The sequence below is a fragment of the Actinoplanes sp. DH11 genome, from assembly GCF_020873875.1.
Taxonomy (GTDB): Bacteria; Actinomycetota; Actinomycetes; order Mycobacteriales; family Micromonosporaceae; genus Actinoplanes.
Map to the genome: position 1 here is coordinate 264,600 of NZ_JAHWGU010000003.1, position 19,267 is coordinate 283,866.

Consider the following 19,267-nt stretch of genomic DNA (forward strand, 5'->3'; position numbering starts at 1 on the left):
CGCCTTTCCGGCGGCCCAGGTCAAGCATCGACGGCATGACCTACCGCTTCTTCACACCGGCTCCACCCCGAGCCGCAACCGGGCGGACCGCGCAGGTCTACCAGCAGTTGCGCGAGGACTTCCTCGGCCCGGCACCTACCTTCCAGGCGTTGTCCCCGGCACCGGAGCTACTGGCCGCCACCTGGGCGCTGACCCGGGAGGCGCTGATCGCCGACGTGCCGCACCCGGCGCATTCGCGGGCGGATGTGACGCCTGGGACGAGCCGGGTCGAGCGCGAGATCGTGGCGGCGGCGGTCTCCCGCGCCAACCACTGCCGGTTCTGCCTGGACGCCCACGCCACCCTGCTGCATGCGCTGGGAGCGCACGAGCCGGCCGAGGCCATGGCCCGCGGCGGCATACCCCAGCGGCCCGATCACGCCGAGCTGACGCTCTGGGCCGAGGCAAGCCGGAGCCCTCGTGCCTCCGGATGGACAGGCCGATACGGTCCACATCACGTCGGCACCCTGCTTGCCTTCCACTTCATCAACCGAGTTGTTTCCGCCCTCCTCATGCCGGACCTGTTGCCGGGGGGTCTGCAACGTCTGCCGGCGGTTCGCGCCGCAGGGGGCCGCCTCTACGCCCGTGCCACCCGCAAATCAGTCGATCCAGGGCGAAGTCTGCCGCTGATCGGTGTGAACGACGGCGACAACGACCCCGTCACCGCGGCGTGGACAGCCCTGCGGAACGCCGCCACCGGAGCCATCGACCTGCTCGGCCCGGAGGCTCGGCAAACCGTCGAGGCCACCGTCCGCTGGGAGGACGGCCGGCATCCGAGCCAGCCGCGGGAGTGGGCCGAAGATCTGATCCGCGACCTGCCAACCGCCGACCGTCCCGGTGCCCGGATCGCCCTGCTCGCCGCGTTCGCGCCGGACGCCATCACTCTGGGCGACGTGGGTCTCTGGCGGTTGTCCCACCCGGCGGACGCTGACCTGGTCCGCATCGTTGCCTTCGGCGCGTTCACCGCGACCGACCATGTCGCCCGGGCGGCCGACCCGCACACCGCTGAGGAGGCGAACCATGCGTAAAGCACTCGTCGTGGTCACGACCGTGCTGCTGGCAGTCTTCGTGTTCCAGTTCGTGTTCGCCGCGGTCGGCGCGTTCACCAGGCCGGCGGGCGACGGCGCCTACCTGCTGCACAGCGTCACCGGGATGGCGATCATCCCTGCGCTCTGCGTGCTCACCGTCCTGTTCGCGGTGCTGGCGCGTGCGCCCGGCCGGGTCGTCGGCATGACAGTGATCCCATTGGGACTGGTCATCCTGCAGGCGCTCATCGCGATGCTGGCGAACTCCTTCACCGACGCGTCCGGCTCCAGCACGACCCTGTCGCTGATCATCGGGGGGCTGCATGCGTTCAACGGCATCATCGCGGTGCACGTCGTGGTCGGTGTCCTGCGCGAGGCCCAGAAACTGCCCGTGCCCGGGTCTGTGCTGACAGGCACGACCACATGACCACCGGATCGATCATCGCCCTGGACATCGTCATTGCGGTCCTGGCGGCCGCGAGTTGGCTGGCGGCCGGCGCAACGGCTGCCACGACAGCCCTCAGCGCCGCAGGCGTCTCCGAGCCTGCGGATACCGCAGATCACGGCAGAGCGGGGACAGCCTCCCGGCGGAGGCTCGCCATCGGGCTGGCTGTCGTCGCGGTGATCGCCATCCTTGCGCGGGTCGTCACGACGATCGTGCTGATCCGGGCCGGCTGGTGGTTCGCAGCGGAGAAGGTTCTGATCGCCGGGCCTCTGGCGCTTGCCGCGTTGCTTGTCGCAGGTCCGCGAGTGGTGCGCTGGGTGAAGGGCGGGCGACCGCCGGTGGTTGCTCTCCTCTTCGCGGGGTATGCGCAAACGGCTGCCGTGCTCGTCACGGTCCTGCACGGTTATCCGGTCTCTTCCGCTGCCGTGCTGCTCGCTTTCGGCGGAGTCGGCGGGGCCACCATGGTCACCTGGCGGCTGGCCGGGCCGCCGCCGGGCCGGGCGGTGTCGCGGGCGCCCGTCGTGGTGACCGTTGCCGTGATCACCGCCGGCCTGGTGCTCGTCGTGGCGCAGCGACCTGCTCCAGCGGTACCGCATGCGCACGGAAGTGTCGCAGAACCCGCCGTGGCCGAACCGACCAGGCGTTTCACGCTGACGGCCGGAACGGCGACGGTGCGGGCCGATGGCCGGGAGATCGAGGCGTGGGCGTTTAACGGACAGGTTCCCGGGCCGCCGCTGACCGCCACCGTCGGCGATGTGCTCGAGGTGACGCTACGGAACCGGGACATCGATCGCGGTGTCACGTTGCACTGGCACGGCTACGACGTGCCCAACAGCCAGGACGGCGTGCCGGGTGTGACTCAGGCGGCGGTGCTGCCGGGGGAGGAGTTCGTCTACCGGTTCCAGGCCGACCAGGCCGGCACGTACTGGTACCACACGCATGCCGTCTCGGACATCGGTGTGCGGAAAGGCCTCTACGGCGCCCTTGTCGTCCAACCATCCGGGACGCAGGTGAGGGATCCGGCTGCGCGCGGTACGGGGATCGAGGTGATCGTGCCGGTCCACACGCTCGACGGACGTTCGCTGCCCGAAGCGGTGGAGGACACGGCGGATGCGGGGACTCCGGTGCGGTTGCGGTTGATCAACACGGACAGTACGACGCACCGGTACGCGCTCACCGGCGCCGCCTTCCGCGTCGCCGCTGTCGATGGCGTCGACCTGAACCGGCCGTCTGCCCTGCTGAACACCGCCGTGCTGATCCCGGCCGGCGGGCGCTACGACCTGACGTTCACCGCGCCTGCCACGCCCGTCGGGCTGTTCGTCGACGGCCGCGTGGTCTGGTCGACCGGGCCGGTGGCCGTACCCCCGCAGGCGTGGCCGGTGCTCGACCTGCTCACGTACGGTGGCTCGGTGCCGAATCCGCTGCCTCGGGCGGACCGCGAGTTCACGCTCGTACTGGACCGAGGGCTCGACATGCACGGGTTTCTTCCCCGGTATGCGCACACCGTCAACGGAGCCGCCGACCCGGACATCGCGCCGCAGGTGGTGCGCAGCGGCGAGAGCGTCGTCTTCACGATTGTCAACCGATCGCTGGTGGTGCATCCGTGGCATCTGCACGGGCATCACGTCCTGGTGCTCTCCCGTGACGGCGAGCGAGCGAGGGGGAGTCCGCTGTTGCTGGACTCGTTCGACGTCCGGCCCGGCGAAGTATGGAAGGTGGCGTTCCGGGCCGACAACCCGGGGATGTGGGCGAATCACTGCCACAACCTCGCGCACGCTGATCAGGGGATGATCCTGCATCTCCTGTACGGCTGACAGGACATGCGGCGCGGCCGCAATGAACGCGCGGGGAAAGCCGTTGAGATCGACGCTTTCCGATGTAGGCGTGCACGCGTACGTTGCTGTGCAAGCAGATGACGGAGCGTTCGCGGCCGGCCGGGCGCCGGCTGCTGGATGCGCCGGACAGGAGGGGTGGCGTGCGGGGACTTGACGGTAAACGCATTCTGGTCGCCGGCGCGGCCACCGGGATCGGGGCGGCGACCGCGCTGCGGCTCGGGCGGGAAGGGGCGCGTCTGCATCTGGGTGACCTCAACGAGAGCGGGGTCCAGGAGATCGCTGCCGAGGTGAACGCCGCCGGGGGTTCGGCCACGGCCGGCCGGTTCGACCTGGCCGACGCCGCGTCGGTGGCGGGGCTGGTCGAGTCGGCGGTCAAGCAACTCGGAGGCCTCGACGGGGTGGCGAACGTGGCGGCGGACCTGTCACCGGCCACGCTCGGCAACGACGTCGCGGTCACCGAGATGGACCCGTCGGTGTGGGAGCAGACCCTGCGGGCGAACCTCATCGGGTACGCCCTGATCAGCAAGCACGCCGTCCCGCACCTGATCGCGGCGGGCGGCGGCGCGATCGTCAACACCACGTCCGGTGCCTCGTGGGTGGGTGAGTCGACGCGTCCGGCGTACGCCGCGTCCAAAGCCGGCATCAACGCACTCACCCGGCACATCGCCAGTGCCTACGGCAAGGACGGGATCCGGGCGAACGCGGTCAGCCCGGGCGCGGTTCTCAGCGAGACCGCGCTGGCCATGATGAGCGAGGAGTTCAAGGCGCAGATGCGCGCCGGTGTGACGGTGCCGCGGCTCGGTGTGCCCGACGATCTGGCGTCGACCATCGCCTACCTGCTCAGCGACGACACGAGCTGGGTGAGCGGTCAGGTGTGGAGTGTCAACGGGGGTGGTGGTTTCCGGGACTGAGCCTCATCGAGGGTCACCGCGCCGCCGCCCGGAGCGACGCCGGGGCGATCGGCCGTCGTGGCGAAGTAGAGTGCGGCGAGGAGGAACACCGTGGCGGCGGTGAACACGTTCACCCGGATGCCGAGGATGGTGTTCGCCGCGTCGGCACGCAGCAACTCGATCCAGAAGCGGCCGGCCGTGTAGCCCATCACGTACAGCGCGAACGCCCGGCCCCGCCGGAACCGGAACCGCGCGTCGAGCCGCCACACCAGGGCCGCCACAGCGAGGTTCCAGAGCGCCTCGTACGCGAAGGCCGGGTGGTACAACCCCGGCAGAGTTGACCCGGTGCGCAGGTCGTGCACTTCGAGACCCCAGGGCAGCGTGGTCACCCGGCCGTACACCTCGTTGTTGAACCAGTTGCCGAGCCGCCCGATCACCTGCCCCACGCGCGCAGGCGCCGTTCCATGATCACGGCGGCGACCGCGATGCCCGCGATGATGCACAGGGCGTAGGCGCGCACCGGGAACGGTCCCAGATGCCACACCGCCGTGGTCGGGCTGGGGACGGCTGCGAGATTCACGGTTGCGGACCGTAGTGGCCGCGAGCTGTCAGGAGGCTGAGAGACGAGCGACTCCGGGCCCGCGCAGGTCGGCGAGGGCGGCCCGCCGCCCGGTGACGGCCATCGCGAGCGCCTCGCCCGGACCGATGACCGCCAGCGGCCGGCCCGGGCCGGTGGCCGCGAGCGCTTCGCCCGGGCCGGTGCCCACGGGCGCCTGGCCTGAGCCGGTGGGCACGCGCCCGCCCGCCGGGCCGCTGGCCGCCGGGCCGCTGCTCCATCCCAGATCCGTCGCGGTCAGGGTCAGCCCGTCCAGCCGGCCGGGTGGCACCAGGTCCGGTGCCACGGCGGGGGAGACCAGGTGGTCGAGCAGGAGGCGCCAGTGGTCCGGGGGTACGTCGGCGGCCAGGCCCAGGGGGCGGGCGATGTCGCGCAGGTGCAGGCACGTGTCGGCGAACGGGCCCATCGGCCCGACGCGGGGTGGGTCGACCCGGTCGCCGGCGTGTGACCGGAGCAGGCCGGTCAGTTCGGTGCGCGACCGGCGGGCCAGCCGGCGGGTGATGTGGTCGACGGTCCGGGCGGTGTCGCCGCGGTACCGCAGGGAGGTGACGAAGAAGCGGCCGAAACCGACGAGCATCGGCTGGACGAGGTGCGCCGCCAGATGGTGCACCGTCCACCCCTGGCACAGGGTGGGTGCGGCCCACTGCCGGTCGTCGAGTCCGTCCAGGAAGTCGGCGATCATCAAACGGTTCGCCGTGGTCATCTCATGGATCACGGCGTCACCGCCCGCCGCCGGACGTCCCGGTTCAGCGCGCGCAGCACGGTGAGCGCGGCCGCGATCTCGGCCGGCCCGCACTCGGCGGCCATCGAGCCCAGGTGCCGCAGTTCGTCGGCCCGGATGCGGCCGAGGAGCGCGGCGCCGGCCGGAGTCGGTTCGACGAGCACCGAGCGCCGGTGGGCCGGGTTCTCCCGGGTCCGCACGTGGCCGAGTGCGAGCAGGTCGTTGACGTGCCGTTGCACGCCCTGCCGGGTCAGGTCGAGCCGGTCGCCGATGGCCGGCACGGTCGCCGGGCCGTGCTCGGTGAGGACTTCCAGCACGGCCCGCATGCCGATGGTGACGCCGGTGGGCCGGAGCGCGGCCTCGACCACTCGTGCCGAGTTGAGCACGAGTGGCCGGACCTCGCGGAGCACGTCGTACAGGGCGGTGCCGCGATCCGTCGACATGACAACCATGTTGTCATGTCGCGCCGGTCAAGGCCAGATCAGCACCAGCTCAGCGACGAGTTCGTCCGCGTCACGTTGCTGATCGTGTTGTTGCTGCCGGTGCACGGGCTCCAGGTCACGTTGGTGTTGCTCACCGACAGGTTCTGGAACCGGATGCCGCTCGACGCCGGGAACTCGGTGCGCGACGACAGCCGGATCTCGCCGCCGCCGCTGACCGTGCCGGACACCCCGGCGAGCACGCCGTTGTAGCAGTTCTCCACCAGGACGGCGTTGTTGCCGGTGTTGGCGATGTCGACCCGGTCGATGGTGAAGCCGCCGCTCTCCGAGACGCAGAAGACACCCCGGCCACCGCCACGCGCCTTCACCGTGCCCACCTTGATGTTGTTCGGGTACGCGTCACCGACCCGCCCGTTGCGGTTGGCCATCCGGAAGGCCGCGTACCCGGTGCCGGTCCCGGCGTTCTCCGCGTCGACCGTGCCGACCGTCGCGTTGATCGTCTGGTTGAGCAGCAGGCCCGACTCGCCGACACCGCGGGCCGTCACGGTGCCGATGGTGATGCCGTCGACCCCGTACGTCTCCACCGCGTGCGAGCCGGCGCCGGAGACGTACACGTTGTCGATCCGGACGTTGCGGGTCCACTCGGCGGTGTTGCCGCGGTTGTCGATCCGCACGCCGAGGCCGCCGCTGAGCCGCATGTCGAGCTGGCCCAGCCACACGTTCGACACGTTGCGCAGGAAGATGCCGTAGATCGGGGCGCCGGTGAGGTTGAGGTACGGCACCTCGATGTTGCTGACGCCGCGCGCGTAGATCGGCGCGTAGTCGCCGCTGCCCGAACCCGTCACGTTGATCGTTCCGCAGACCGACAGCGACGTCCAGCTGGCCAGCGAGATCCGGCTGCCGGCGGTCATCGAGCCGTTGCCGCGGACCACGACGCGCTGCATCGAGGTGCGACCGGCGGTGAGGCTGCCGATGCCGGCCTGCACGGCGGCCCGGAAGTCGGTGCCGGTGTAGACGGCGCTGCCGGCGGCGTTGCGGGCGGTCCAGGTGCTGCCGCTGGCGGTCACCTCGGACTGGAAGGTGCCGGTCCCGCAGCCGCTGGTGCTGCCGCCACCGGTGCCGACCTGGACCAGTTGCCAGCGCTGGTTGGCGCCGTCGGCGTCGGCGAACTGGGAGATGATCCCGCCGTCGGCGGTGGACCACTCCCACAGGTCGAGGGCCTTGCCGGTGTGCCGGTTGATGAACCGGACGTCACCGTTCGCGGAGTCCTTGAGGGTGAACTGCTGCCGGTTGGTGCCGTTGTCGGTGTTCTGCACCAGCTGGGTGCCGTCGGTGGCGTTCGGCATCTCCAGGATGAGCCCGCTGTGCCGGCTCTTGATCTTGTACCACCCGCTGCCGGCGTCGACGAACTGCCACTGCTGCCAGTTGCCGTCGTTGCGGGTGAACTGGGCGATCCCGGCGCCGGCGCCGGTGGCCAGGTTGTAGACGTCCATGGCCTTGCCGCTGTGCCGGTTGACGAAGACGTACCAGGCGGCGGTGTTGATGGTGGCCGCGCCGGCCTGCTGGAGACCGACGGCCGCGCCGGCGCCGCCGAGCACGGTGACGACCAGGCCGATGAGGGCGGCCCGCCAGCGGCGGCGGGGATGGGGCGGGGATGTGGACATGGGGATCCTTCGATTCCGTGAGCGCTAACAATTCGGGTCTTGCCTCTGGGGTGGGAGGCCGGACCGTGCGCACAATATAGACGACCATGGATGAATAGTGTGCGTTCGACAGTTCAGTGGCTCCCCGGCGCCAAAAGGTTGCCCGAGGCATGGATCACGCCGGGAACCAACCGGGCCCGGCGACCGACTGTTGGGCGTGCGAAGTGAGTGGAGAACACCGGCCGTCGCCGTGGCGGCGACCGGCGCGGCCGGACTGGTCCTGGTGGCGGCGCTGCGGTTCGGTCAGGCGGTGGACGACACCGTGCTGCCCGGCATCCCGAGTGCGGGCGCGGTCACCGAGTGGACGCTGCCGGTGCTCACCACCCTGTCCCGGGTGCTCGGCGTCCTGACCGCCGGCGTGACCGTCACCGCGGCGTTCCTGCTGCCCGGCGACGGGCCCAGCGTGGCCGCGCACGGCTGGCTGCTGCTGCGGCGCGCCACCTGGCTGGCGCTGGGCTGGGCGGCCACCACGATCGCGCTTGTCGTGTTCACCGTCTCCGACGTGCTCGCCGTCCCGGTCGGGCAGCTGAGCCGGCCGGCCGTGCTGAGCTTCGCGCTCTCCATCTCGCAGGGGCAGGCGCTGCTGCTGCAGGCCGGGCTGGCGTGTGCGGTGGCGGTGCTCAGCCGGTGCGGGGTGTCCCGGAGCCTGGCCGCGGTCACCGCCGTGCTCGCCGCCGTCGCCGTGCTGCCGCCGGTCTTCACCGGGCACGCCTCGGGTGCCGGCAACCACCAGATCGCGGTCAGCAGCCTGGCGCTGCACGTGCTCGCCGCGACCCTGTGGGTGGGCGGCCTCGCCGGTCTGCTGCTGGTCCGGCGGCACCGCCGGTTCGCGGAGACGGCGGCCCGGTACAGCCGGCTCGCCCTCGCCTGTTTCACGATGACCGCGATCAGCGGGACCGTCAGCGCCGCGGTGCGGGTGGGATCCTGGCAGGCTCTGGCCGGCTCGCGGTACGGCGTACTCGTACTCCTGAAGGTCCTCGCCCTGCTGCTCGTCGGCGTGCTCGGTGCGGCGCATCGCCGCCGCACGCTGCCTGCGTTGCGGTCCGGCCGGCGCGGGAGTTTCCTCCGCCTGGCCGCCGGTGAACTGGTGGTGCTCGGCGCGGCGATCGGGCTGGCCGTCGGCCTCTCGCGCAGCCCCACCCCGGTGCCGCAGGAACTCGTGGAACCGGATCCGCTGGTGGAACTGCTCGGCTTCGCGCAACCCGGGCCGCCGACCGCGACCCGGATGCTGGGCGACCCGCTGCCCGACATGTTCTTCCTGACCGTCGTGGTGGCCGGCATCCTCGCCTACCTGGCCGGGGTGCTGCGGATGCGCCGCGCCGGGCACCCGTGGCCGGTCGCCCGCACCGCCTCCTTCCTCGCCGGGATGCTGCTGCTCGGGGCGGTCACCGGGCTGGGGGTGGCGCGGTACGCCTACGTGCTGTTCAGCGTCCACATGGTCCAGCACATGGTGCTGTCGATGGCGGTGCCGATCCTGCTGGTCGGCGGCGCACCGGTCACCCTGGCGCTGCGTGCCCTGCGCCGGCCCGGGGACCCGCAGGTCCGCGGCGCGCGGGAGTGGCTGCTGACCGTCCTGCACAGCCGCCCGCTGCGGGTCCTGAGTCACCCGCTCGTCGCGCTCGGCATCTACGTGGCGAGCCTGTACGGCCTCTACCTCAGCGACCTGCTCGGCACCCTGATGCGGTCCCACCTCGGGCACCTCGCCATGCTCGGGCACTTCGTGCTCGCCGGGTACCTGCTGTTCTGGGTGCTGATCGGCGTCGACCCGGGTCGCCGCCGGGTGCATCCGGCGATGCTCGTCGTCGTGCACTTCCTGGCGATGGTCGCGCACGCCTTCTTCGGGTTCGTGCTGCTCCAGTCGACGACGGTGATCGCGGCCGGCTGGTACACCGCCGTCCATCCGCCGTGGGCCGAGCCGCTGCTCGCCGACCAGCATCTCGGTGCGAGCCTGGCCTGGGCCTTCGGCGAGATCCCCGCGGTGGTCATCATGCTTCTTCTGGTACGGCAGTGGATCCGTTCCGACGAACGCGAACAGGCCCGCGTCGACCGGGCCGCCGACCGTGCCGAGGCCGACGGGGCGGAGGACGACCTGGCCCGGTACAACGCATTCCTCGCCGCCGCGTCCGCACCCTCCTCCCAGCCCGGCTCTTCCCAGCCCGAAGATCGGAATTAGGTTTCACGTCACGGTGCTGTTGCACAATATTGGCAACAACCTGAGAGTGTCCTTATGCTGCGCTGAGCGGGTCCGTCGCCCGGCAGGCCACAGGAGGGCTACATGGACACACAGGCGATGCACATCGCCAACGGGATCATCAACGGTCCCGTCTCGGCGATCTTCGTGGTGGTGGCGGTCGCCGGCCTGGCGGTCTGCGTGCGCAAGGCCAAGACCGACCTGGACGACCGGCTGGCACCGATGGCCGGACTGGTCGCGGCGTTCATCTTCGCCGTGCAGATGCTCAACTTCCAGGTTCTGCCGGGTGTCTCCGGTCACCTGCTCGGCGGCACCCTCGCCGTCATCCTGGTCGGCCCGTGGGTGGGCGCGCTGTGCGTGTCGACCGTACTGATCGTGCAGTGCCTGCTCTTCGCCGACGGCGGGCTCACCGCGATCGGGCTGAACATCACCAACATGGCCCTGATCGGGACCGCGGCCGCGTACGTCCTGGTCGCCGCCCTGCTGCGGATCCTGCCCAAGAACCCGGGCGGGCTCGGTGCCACCGCCTTCATCGCGTCGATCATCGGCGTGGTGGTCGCCGCGATGGGCTTCGTCCTGCAGTACGCGCTCGGCGGCACCACCGAGCTCTCCCTGACCGGGATCGCCGCCACCATGGCCGGCGTGCACGTGCTGATCGGCGTCGGTGAGGGTCTGATCGCCGCGACCACCGTGGTCACCGTGGCCCGGGTCCGTCCCGACCTGGTCTACGCGCTGCGCCACTTCCGCAAGCTGCCCGCGACGACGACGGCGAAGGTGACCGCATGAGGAAGCGACTGTTCCTGATCGGCGGGCTGCTCGTCGCCCTGCTGCTGGCCGGCGTGGTGTCCAGCTTCGCCTCCGGCAGCCCGGACGGCCTCGACCACGCCGCCCGCGAAGGCTGCACCTTCGACGCCGACGACAACATCACCGGCGGCACCTGCATGGCCCAGCAGGAGGGCGAGCACCAGCTCGGCGACAGCCCGCTCGCGGACTACGGGATCAAGGGCATCGACAACGAGTACGTCTCCACCGGGCTCTCCGGCGTCCTCGGCGTCCTGGTCACCTTCGCCGTCGGCGGCGGGCTGTTCTGGGTGCTCCGCAGGCGGGACAAGGTCTGAGCGGTCCCCGCGACCCGCACTCGAAAGAAATTCAGGAACATCGCAGGAACCACGTCTTCCGCGTGCACCCGGACCTGTGACAGATTGGGGCAGCACGTCGGGCGTCAGCGGAGGTTGCAACACCATATGGCAGCGGACTGGGTGGGGTCGGCGCACCGGCGGCACACGCCGCAACTATTGCTCACGCTGGCGGTTGCCGCCGCGTCGCTGGGCGTGCCCGCGTCCGCACGGGCGGCCGAGCCGGTGACCTCCCGCGCCGCCGTTCCGTCGAACACCTGCCGGCCCAACGCCACGGCCGCCGACCGCAAGGCCGCCGACGCGTTGCGGCCACTGATGAACGGCCGGCGCCTCGGCTCCGCCGTGAACAGCCGCCGGATCGCCTGCGCCCGCATGATCGTCGACCGGGTCCGGGACCGTGGGCTGCCGATGCGCGCGGCCGTCATCGCCGTGACCACGGCGATCGCGGAGAGCACGCTGAGCAACCACACCGTGGCCCTCGACCACGACAGCCTGGGCCTGTTCCAGCAGCGGCCGTCGCAGGGGTGGGGGCGGCCGGCGCAGCTGGTCGACCCCGGCTACGCCACCGACAAGTTCCTCGACGCGATGCTCCGCAAATACCCGCGCGACAGCTGGATGAGCGGCGACATCGCGGCCATCTGCCAGCGCGTGCAGGTGTCGGCCTTCCCCCGGGCGTACGCGCCGGAGGTGCACGACGCCCAGCAGATCGTGGCCTACCTGTGGACCCGGCCGGGCAGCACGCCGGCGGGTGAGCCCGCGCTGACAGCTCCGGACGTGCCCGGATCAGCCGTGCCCGGATCGGCTCCGTCCGGACCGGGTTCGTCCGCACCGGCTTCGTCCGCGCCGCCGAAGAAGCCGGCAGGTCCGTTCGAGAAGGTTCTCGCCGGGGCCGGCACCGAGCTGGGCCGCATCGACGGCCGGCACGGGCTGGCGATGGCCGACTGGGACGGCGACCGCCGGCCGGACCTGGTGATCGTCAACGGTTCCGGCAGCGTCACCGGCCAGACCGACGTGCGCGTCATGGGCGGCGCCACGAACTTCGCGTCCCTGCTGCTGAGCACCGCCACCGTGATCGCGCCCACCGACGTGCGCCATGCCTACGCCGTCGCCGACGTCAACGGCGACAACCGCCCCGACGTGATGGTGGTGCAGAAGAACGGCACGGCCAGCGGGCGTACTGAGGTGCGCGTCGCCGACGTGGCCTCCTTCTCCCGGAGCCTGCTGCTGGACACCGCCACGGCCCTCCCGGCCACCGACGACCGGACCCAGTTCTCGGTCGCCGACTGGAACGCCGACGGCCGCCCCGACCTGGTGGCGACGCAGACCACCGGCACGGCGAGCGGCAAGGTCGAGGTGCAGGTGCTCGACGGCGCCACCGGCTTCCAGCAGGCGCTGCTGCCGGTGACGGCCACGTCCGAGCCCGCCGCCGACGGCCTGCGCGTGACGACGGCCGACTTCAACGGCGACAAGCGGCCCGACGTGGTCGTGATGAAGAAGTCGGGCGCGGCGACCGACATCCGCGTCCTCGACGGCGCCGCCGCCCTGCGGCGCCAGCTGCTGCGCGGCAGCGCCCCGGTGGCCGCCGACGACCGGCACGAGCTGCTGGTCACCGACTGGGACGCCGACGCCCGCCCCGACCTGGTCGTGGTGCAGAAATCCGGCACCGCCAGCGGCCGCGCCGAGTTCGTCGTCCTCTCCGGCCGCTGACCCGAAGCGGGCCGCGCCGGCGGCCTGGCTCGCCGACGCCGCCCGGTCCTCGGTCCGGTCCTGCGGCGCCCCGAACCACTACCTGCGCCACGCGAACCGCCTGCTGCTCATCGACCCGTTCGGCCCGGATTCCAGCGCGGGCGGCCGCCAGGCCGCCACCTTCCGCGTCAGCTGATCATCACGCCGCCGGCCGCCCGTCACCGTCTCCCGCGCTGCGCCCCGTTTCCCGCGCTGCTCACCGTCTTCCCGCGCTGCTCACCGTCTTCCCGCGCTGCGCCCCGTTTCCCGCGCTGCTCACCGTCTTCCCGCGCTGCGCCCCGTTTCCCGCGCTGCTCACCGTCTTCCCGCGCTGCTCACCGTCTTCCCGCGCTGCTCACCGTCTTCCCGCGCTGCGCACCGTCTCTGCGCGCGTGTCGATCACCCGTCCTTTCCCGCCTTCTGCCGCCCGCGCAGGGCAGCCGGGGGCATCGTCGAACGGGGGATGTCACCGGGCTCGGAACGTCGCCGGGCCGTCTCCCTGTCGCGGGTCGCTGACCGGGACCGAGCCAGGCCCGACGTCGTTCTCTGCATAACGTGGCTGCCGGCGTCGAACACCCATGCCCCCGTTCTGGCCCCCGGTGGCGCCGGAAGCACCGTCCATGTCGACATGTTGATCTGCTAGCGATGCGAAATCGCGGTTTAAGCCCCATGATCACAGCGATTTCGTGGCGCTAGCAGATCAACAGCGCCGCGAATCGCGGCTACTCGCCGGTGGCGGCCGAGGGTTCTGCCGCTTTTAGCGCTATTCGTCAACGTCGCCTTCTTCTGCGGGAGCGACTCGTCGAAGAGCGGTGAAGGCGAGCCCCTTCTGCCAAGGCCGAGTAGCGGTCCGCTGCCAGTCGATCACCTGTCGTGGTTTCGGCTGGCCGGGACTTCGAAGGCTGGGATCGCGAAGCTGGGATCGCGAAGGTTGGCGACCATGAGGGCCGGGGATCGCGGGAAGCTTGGGAACCGTTCGCCGCGCCAGGCCCGGCGCCTGCTGGAAGCGCGCCAAAGGCCGACGCCTGCTGGGAGCGCGCCAAGCCCGGCGCCTAATGGGACCGCCTCAGGCCCCGCGCCTGGTGGGAGCGCGCCGGGCCTGAGGCGGATGTGCTGGTCAGGGTTGGCGGATGGTGGGGCGGGGCGGTGTGCGCATGCCGTCGCCGATGAAGAAGCTGGGGTGCGGGGGCTGGTTGTAGGCGGTGTACTTCCCCGGCGCTTGATCACATGCCTGGTGGGGGTGGTGTACGCCTGCGTTCACCTGCTGTTTGATACGTCAGTTCTAGTCGACGTAAGTCAGTGTCGGGCGGCGTTTGACGGCCCGCTCACGGCCCGGACGGCCCAGCGACGGCCCAGCGGAGATCGCTTTTCCTACGTGACGGGGCGTCCCTCCAGCCGGTTCCGGCATCCCGTCGCGCAGGCCACGCCCAAGCCGGGCCGGGCCTTGGCCGGGAAGGTGGAGCGCCCCACCGGACGAACGACCTTCCCGGCCAAGGCCCGGTCTGGCTCGCCTCCGGTGTGCGAGGGGAAGTCGTGCCGGTTCGGGCATCCCAGAGCTGCCCAGGTCCAGGGCGGGAAGCCCTGGCCGCCGGAGGCCATATCCGGGTGCAGGGTCGGAGATCCTGCCCGCCGGAGGCGCGGTCTGCGTCCGGAGGCTCGGCAGTGTCCGACACGCACTCGTAGCGGTGAGCAATCGAACGGATACTCTGGGCGATGTAATTTGATGAGCATGGATGAACCTGATTGGGATAAAGAGCCCGCAGGCACGCCCGATTGGATCTACGACGCGGCGCGCGGACCGGATGCCGACGCAGGGTATGACGCTGCCACCGAAAGGCCAGGTATCGCAGAAGTCCGTGAACGCCACCGCAAAGCGTACGACCCGTGGACGCCTCGCCTCGACGCTGACCTTGCTGCGGCCTACCTGGCCGGGCGCACAATCGACCAGCTTGCGGCGGAGTTCGAGCGGCAGCCGAGCGCGATCCAGCGTCGCCTTGAGAGGATCGCCTTCGCTGCGATGACGCGGGCTCGACCGACTCCGCGTAGCGCCGAGCCTGGCTGATACAACCGAGTCCCCGGAAGCCCGTGCCGAGTTCCAAGCGGCGCGGGCTTCCGTATGTCCGACTGCCGGCCCGCCGTTGCCGAAGGCATAAGGCGGAGCTGGCAGGGTCGGACGACGTGCGGCCGAAGGCCGCCTTGAAGACGTAGAGAAAGTTCTCACCGGCCCGGCGTTGACCCAGCCGCGCAGGGTCTCGTGATTGACACCAAGTTCACGGCCGACGTCGCGCAGCGTGCGGCCCGAGGACCGGACCAGTTCGACCGCGTCCCGACGGAAATCCTCGGAGTACTTCGAAGGGCGGGGCACCCGGACATCCTTCCCCCAGACCACTGTCTGGTTTCAAGGTGTCCGGCTCGAAGGTGGAACTTCAGCTTGAGTCATAGCTCTCCCGCCCGGCACGACGCTGAATGCACGGACTGGTGTCGTAGAAAGGAAACAGCGTTAAAGCGTATGTCGATTCCCGGGTCGCCCCTGCGGCACCCCAGTAGGTCGCGCATCATAGGGGCCTTTCTCAACTTGACCGACTTTGAATCCGCCTTTGCCGATACCCTGACACGCCCCTACGCCGAGCTCACGATTGTTGGTAAAATAACAGCGTTGACGTAGAACCATAGAAAAACAATAGCCAAAAGAATGAACAAGACTACGTAAGTCTCGTACCACCTCCAGAAGTTGCTAAGGCGCGGCGCCGATCGCGCATTCAATCTGACATGTCTTTCAAGTAGCTGGCACTCCTCCCGCCTATAGTCAATCCAGCTAAAGACTCCAGCCACCACTAGCAACAGAGTGAAACCGGCAGTTAAGGTAATCAGCCACATCACTGCTTCAATCCCTGTTGCAGCGATGTCAGGTGCCAAATCCCACTTCTTGTACCCAACGAAAAGCGCTATGCCTACTGTCAGCAGCCCGGTAGCGATGGCCTGAAAAAGCCCTAGGAATCGATGCACATTCTCGTTAACCGTGTGCAGCTGCTGTAGAATAAACTTATACCGCTCAAGCTCAAAGTCCCGGCCGTCATCCACGGTCCTCGCCTCACCCTTATCAGCTTCCGCATGCTCCAAGGAGCCGGATCCAAGGGTCATGACGGAACTCCAGACCATGGGCCTCGATAGCCGCGGGACGATTCATACAGATTGATACTGAGCTGAGCGATAAGCTTGATCATTTCTTCAGTACTGGCGAAGCGCATAACTCCAGCCGCATCTAAATAGGCGAGGACATCCCGAATGAAGGAGTTAGAGGCCCCTCGCTCATTATCCTGCATAAGTGAGTAAGTGTAGCGCCGTTCCCTCTTCTTGTAAGAGATAACGAAGTACACTAAACCAATCAGGAAGTCGCGCTCTCGACCTTCGAGATATGTCTCAAAGTCGATTCCTTCAATGGTGTCACGGAAAATCAACGAGAGACCGTCGATGCGGACACCGCCATAGGGGAAATCGCCCAGATTTTCAAATCTCTTCCCTGCAACCCATATTTCGTCGACACCCCAGCCGCCCTGCCGAGCGATACGAGCTACGACTTCAAATGATCCCTGTAGACTCTGAGGCGCATTACGTTTTGTGATTTTAATCCATTTGCTATCGCTACTTTCCCTACTACTCCTACGCCAGTGCAACTCAACCGTGGATCCTCCAAGGCCACTGGAAAGGTCGTCAATGTGCCATCGTTCAGCAAACCATCGGCCAAAAATTGTCGCTGGAGTCCAATTGCAAATATAGGGTGTTTCTGTCGTTGGTAACTCCACGTCGATCTGAGCGAAGGAAAGGAGATCTCGCGCCGTGGCTCTTGAAGGAATCGATGCTAAGAAGTTCTCTATGTTCCGCGTCATTACACCGTCAAAAGAGATTAGCTCGTCGTGCACCTCCAGCTCTTGCAGTGATTGTAGGCGTCGCCGCTCTGCGGTCTCTACGACGAAGGCAGCTACGGAGGAGACAGCCTCGTCCAGCATTCGTTCATTGGCAGGAAGGCTCCCAACCATCGGAGAAACTAGGTGGTTAGCTTCCGTGCCGGCTCGGGTTGCGGAGTATCCGCTGGATTGCATCCTAGCGACTTCTTGGTTGATATGCTTGGCATATGCTCCATAAATAAACCTGTAGAGATCGTCTAGGGCTGGCGAAGGCTCGATGTCAGTACGTGCCACATTGGTGCGCAGGTTACCTACCCCTGCAACATTGACGATGGCTGGTACACCAGAACCATTCGCCCGAAATCCAGGAGCCACTGAGGTAACCCGGATACCTTCAACGCAAATTCCTCCCTCTAGCGGCTCCTCATAAATACTCTGGAGGCGCGATGCTACGGCGAGATTCCATTCCTCGAACCAGGGATCCCACATGACCAGGTATGCTATTTCGAAGCCTTCTTGCCGAACCGTGCGAATCTCAAGCTTGCCAGGCACAAGCGGCTCGCCTATTTGAGCGGCCAAAGCTGAATCGACATTTTCAAATCCGACGGAAACCAGATCCCCGCCCTTCCTCTGGAATAGGACCCGGCATCCAGGAATCTGCACCCAATGCGCCAAAATTCTTTCGACGTCTTCGAGGTCCGCACTCGGTCGTATCCGCATACGAACCGACGTGCCGTGAGGTTTACACGTATCCGAGACGTTCGAACTATCCTTAGGGAGTAAGCGAATAAGGTACTTACCATGCACTGATCGGAGGGTCAACTCGCGGGCTCGGTCCTCGTCAAGGTGACTTGTGACAACTCTTACTTCGTCGGCGACCATAAAAGCCGACAGGACTCCAATTCCGAAGCGGGATATAGAGTTGAACTCAGGGTATCGCCGCATAAATTGCGGTTCTTGGTAGCGAGAGGCACCCACTTTTAGGAAATTGTTTTCGATGATCCCCTGTGTCATACCGGTTCCATTGTCCGAAACTTCGATGGTCCGCTCTTCAGGGTCCCACTTGACAACCACTGTGGGATGGTAGTGGGGATCGCTAAGTACATGCTCCTGCAGGCGCACGGCATCAATAGAATTCTGCACTAGCTCACGCACGACAACGTTCGTGTCGTTATAGAGAGTGTGGCCAGTGAGTAGTTCGAGCACTTTATACTGGTCGATCTGAAACTCGAAGGGCTCAGCGATGAAGCCATCCGCGATCACGTGGTCAGCGTTGACCTGCCGCCACGGGTATTCGTGTGGGACATCCAATTCGGCATTTGACGCTGCTGCCCACCGCCAGTTTTGCGCGATTTCCCTATCGGAGTACTGAAGGTATGAAGTAAGGCCGAAGAACCCGTTCTCGTCGGTGAATTCGGCGTGAACTTCGATCGTGTCGCGCGGAGCTGACCTGTCAGCGCGACCGTCCTCCATCAGAGCAATGGCTGGTCGCACTGCGGTTACTGCGTTCTGCTTGCTCCACTCAGTCTGACTCATGGGATCTGTTGGGTTGATTAGCCGCAGAGCGATAGATGGAGCCCTGTCACTGGTAATGTGAAGTAAATCCGCAGTCCTCAGCAATATGGCGGCATACTGAACGTTGGCCGCCTCCTGTGGATCAGACCCATAAGGGCGGTCGACCTTATATTTCGAAGTAGCGTGTAGGTCATCTAAATGGTGGCTTTCGCATACGAGCGCCAAGTCTTTCACGAAAACAGCTGGCATGTCCGCAAAAGTGGCTGATATATGATCGACGAGTCCCTGATCAAAGCCGAGTGTGGCGTCGGGATTTCCCGTAATCCAACCGCGGATTCGTTTGGCATGGTTAGTACGGACAAACTCCTGATACAGGAAGCGTTCTAATACTTCTCCTCGCAACTGGTTAACTTGTGCCCGATAGTCACTACTCTGGCTATCCTCAGCGTCTCCGAACTCTTGTTTATAGTCAAGGAACGCCGTTTCCGATCGTCGGCTATATTCGGCGGAAGTGACGATCAGGCCTAGATCGTGGAAATATGTGCCGAGCGTTAGGAGTAGCCACTCAGCCGGCGTCATAATTTGTCGCGTTCCATCTGGTATAAGCCAGTCGTAGAGCTTCAGCATTCCGTCGACATGGCTCATGTCATGCTTAGTGTACTGCTCGAAAATGCCTAGTCGGCCGAACTTGTCGAGGATCTCGGCTACGTCGCTCCGGACCTTCGTCACGTTGATGGAGCTAAAGGCGCCAAGCCTAGTCGCCGCATCAGCTGACCGTTCGGCTTGTGATGGTAACGCGTTCATCGGTAAGACAGCCTTTCATGTCGCGGCTGTGGGAGTAGCTGACAGACGTTATAGTATTGGGCAACGAGCGCGCCCTTGTCCTGCAATCGACGCACCTAACTGGAGTGTTGTCAGAAATTTTACTCAGGCCGTGACTGTGAGTTCTCGATGTGATATAGCGATTGACCGGTGCGAAAATGGCAAATGTCTGGTCGCATGCGACCAGGCATTTGCTCTAGAAGGACCGATCTGCATCCAATTGGAGCTTCGTCGTCCGCGCCTCGGCGCGGTGCCGTCACCG

Annotated in this window: 15 protein-coding genes and 3 pseudogenes; 10 read left to right on the plus strand and 8 right to left on the minus strand. The window is 67.2% G+C overall.

Annotation, left to right across the window (positions count from 1 at the left end; genetic code table 11):
• Positions 1-35 precede the first annotated feature (35 nt).
• The 4 genes from LPA41_RS06285 to LPA41_RS06300 all read left to right on the plus strand — a co-directional run bounded on the left by LPA41_RS06285 (position 36) and on the right by LPA41_RS06300 (position 4,252).
• Positions 36-1,064 (plus strand): carboxymuconolactone decarboxylase family protein, encoded by a 1,029-nt coding sequence (locus LPA41_RS06285; protein WP_229068981.1) that lies wholly within the window; start codon positions 36-38, stop codon positions 1,062-1,064.
• Positions 1,057-1,488 carry a DUF6220 domain-containing protein gene (locus tag LPA41_RS06290; protein ID WP_229068982.1) on the plus strand — a complete coding sequence of 144 codons (432 nt, stop codon included), beginning with the start codon at positions 1,057-1,059 and terminating at the stop codon, positions 1,486-1,488. Before LPA41_RS06285 ends, LPA41_RS06290 begins: the two co-directional genes overlap by 8 nt.
• On the plus strand, positions 1,485-3,320 hold the full coding sequence (locus LPA41_RS06295; RefSeq protein ID WP_229068983.1) for a multicopper oxidase family protein: 1,836 nt from the start codon (positions 1,485-1,487) through the stop codon (positions 3,318-3,320). Before LPA41_RS06290 ends, LPA41_RS06295 begins: the two co-directional genes overlap by 4 nt.
• 161 nt (positions 3,321-3,481) lie before the next feature.
• Positions 3,482-4,252, plus strand: coding sequence for an SDR family NAD(P)-dependent oxidoreductase (locus LPA41_RS06300; protein ID WP_229068984.1), 771 nt, complete (start codon positions 3,482-3,484; stop codon positions 4,250-4,252).
• A 62-nt stretch (positions 4,253-4,314) separates the two neighbouring features.
• Here LPA41_RS06300 and LPA41_RS06305 read toward each other — a convergent pair.
• From LPA41_RS06305 to LPA41_RS06320, 4 genes and pseudogenes are all read right to left on the minus strand, one after another.
• Positions 4,315-4,811: pseudogene (locus LPA41_RS06305) on the minus strand (prolipoprotein diacylglyceryl transferase family protein); the annotation flags it as partial.
• Positions 4,812-4,839: 28 nt separating this feature from the next.
• Positions 4,840-5,562 carry a maleylpyruvate isomerase family mycothiol-dependent enzyme gene (locus LPA41_RS06310; protein WP_229068985.1) on the minus strand — a complete coding sequence of 241 codons (723 nt, stop codon included), beginning with the start codon at positions 5,560-5,562 and terminating at the stop codon, positions 4,840-4,842.
• On the minus strand, positions 5,559-6,011 hold the full coding sequence (locus LPA41_RS06315) for a MarR family winged helix-turn-helix transcriptional regulator (RefSeq protein WP_229068986.1): 453 nt from the start codon (positions 6,009-6,011) through the stop codon (positions 5,559-5,561). The genes LPA41_RS06310 and LPA41_RS06315 overlap by 4 nt, the downstream gene beginning before the upstream one ends.
• Before the next feature lie 38 nt (positions 6,012-6,049).
• Positions 6,050-7,672, minus strand: coding sequence for an RICIN domain-containing protein (locus LPA41_RS06320; protein ID WP_229068987.1), 1,623 nt, complete (start codon positions 7,670-7,672; stop codon positions 6,050-6,052).
• A gap of 196 nt (positions 7,673-7,868) precedes the next feature.
• On the opposite strand from LPA41_RS06320, the gene LPA41_RS06325 reads away from it, so the two are divergent.
• From LPA41_RS06325 to LPA41_RS06345, 5 genes and pseudogenes are all read left to right on the plus strand, one after another.
• Positions 7,869-9,884, plus strand: coding sequence for a cytochrome c oxidase assembly protein (locus LPA41_RS06325; RefSeq protein WP_229068988.1), 2,016 nt, complete (start codon positions 7,869-7,871; stop codon positions 9,882-9,884).
• Between the two features lie 102 nt (positions 9,885-9,986).
• Positions 9,987-10,688 (plus strand): energy-coupling factor ABC transporter permease, encoded by a 702-nt coding sequence (locus LPA41_RS06330; protein ID WP_229068989.1) that lies wholly within the window; start codon positions 9,987-9,989, stop codon positions 10,686-10,688.
• On the plus strand, positions 10,685-11,020 hold the full coding sequence (locus LPA41_RS06335; RefSeq protein WP_306469479.1) for a PDGLE domain-containing protein: 336 nt from the start codon (positions 10,685-10,687) through the stop codon (positions 11,018-11,020). Before LPA41_RS06330 ends, LPA41_RS06335 begins: the two co-directional genes overlap by 4 nt.
• A gap of 126 nt (positions 11,021-11,146) precedes the next feature.
• The gene (locus tag LPA41_RS06340) at positions 11,147-12,745 is read left to right on the plus strand and encodes a VCBS repeat-containing protein (RefSeq protein ID WP_229068990.1); all 1,599 of its coding nucleotides are present in this window, start codon (positions 11,147-11,149) and stop codon (positions 12,743-12,745) included.
• Positions 12,746-12,785: 40 nt separating this feature from the next.
• A pseudogene (locus LPA41_RS06345) lies at positions 12,786-12,920 on the plus strand (AbfB domain-containing protein); the annotation flags it as partial.
• A gap of 960 nt (positions 12,921-13,880) precedes the next feature.
• Here the strand turns inward: LPA41_RS06345 and LPA41_RS43210 are convergent.
• Positions 13,881-14,024, minus strand: a complete 144-nt coding sequence (locus tag LPA41_RS43210) for a hypothetical protein (RefSeq protein ID WP_374238117.1) — start codon at positions 14,022-14,024, stop codon at positions 13,881-13,883.
• Between the two features lie 468 nt (positions 14,025-14,492).
• Here LPA41_RS43210 and LPA41_RS06350 point away from each other — a divergent pair, with 468 nt between their 5' ends.
• Positions 14,493-14,825 (plus strand): hypothetical protein, encoded by a 333-nt coding sequence (locus LPA41_RS06350; protein ID WP_229068991.1) that lies wholly within the window; start codon positions 14,493-14,495, stop codon positions 14,823-14,825.
• Between the two features lie 180 nt (positions 14,826-15,005).
• Here LPA41_RS06350 and LPA41_RS43215 read toward each other — a convergent pair.
• The 3 genes and pseudogenes from LPA41_RS43215 to LPA41_RS06360 all read right to left on the minus strand — a co-directional run.
• A pseudogene (locus tag LPA41_RS43215) lies at positions 15,006-15,152 on the minus strand (transposase); the annotation flags it as partial.
• Positions 15,153-15,382: 230 nt separating this feature from the next.
• On the minus strand, positions 15,383-15,904 hold the full coding sequence (locus LPA41_RS06355) for a hypothetical protein (RefSeq protein ID WP_229068992.1): 522 nt from the start codon (positions 15,902-15,904) through the stop codon (positions 15,383-15,385).
• Entirely contained in the window at positions 15,901-18,912 is a 3,012-nt protein-coding gene (locus LPA41_RS06360) for an ATP-binding protein (RefSeq protein WP_229068993.1), read from the minus strand. Before LPA41_RS06360 ends, LPA41_RS06355 begins: the two co-directional genes overlap by 4 nt.
• Positions 18,913-19,267: the final 355 nt, after the last annotated feature.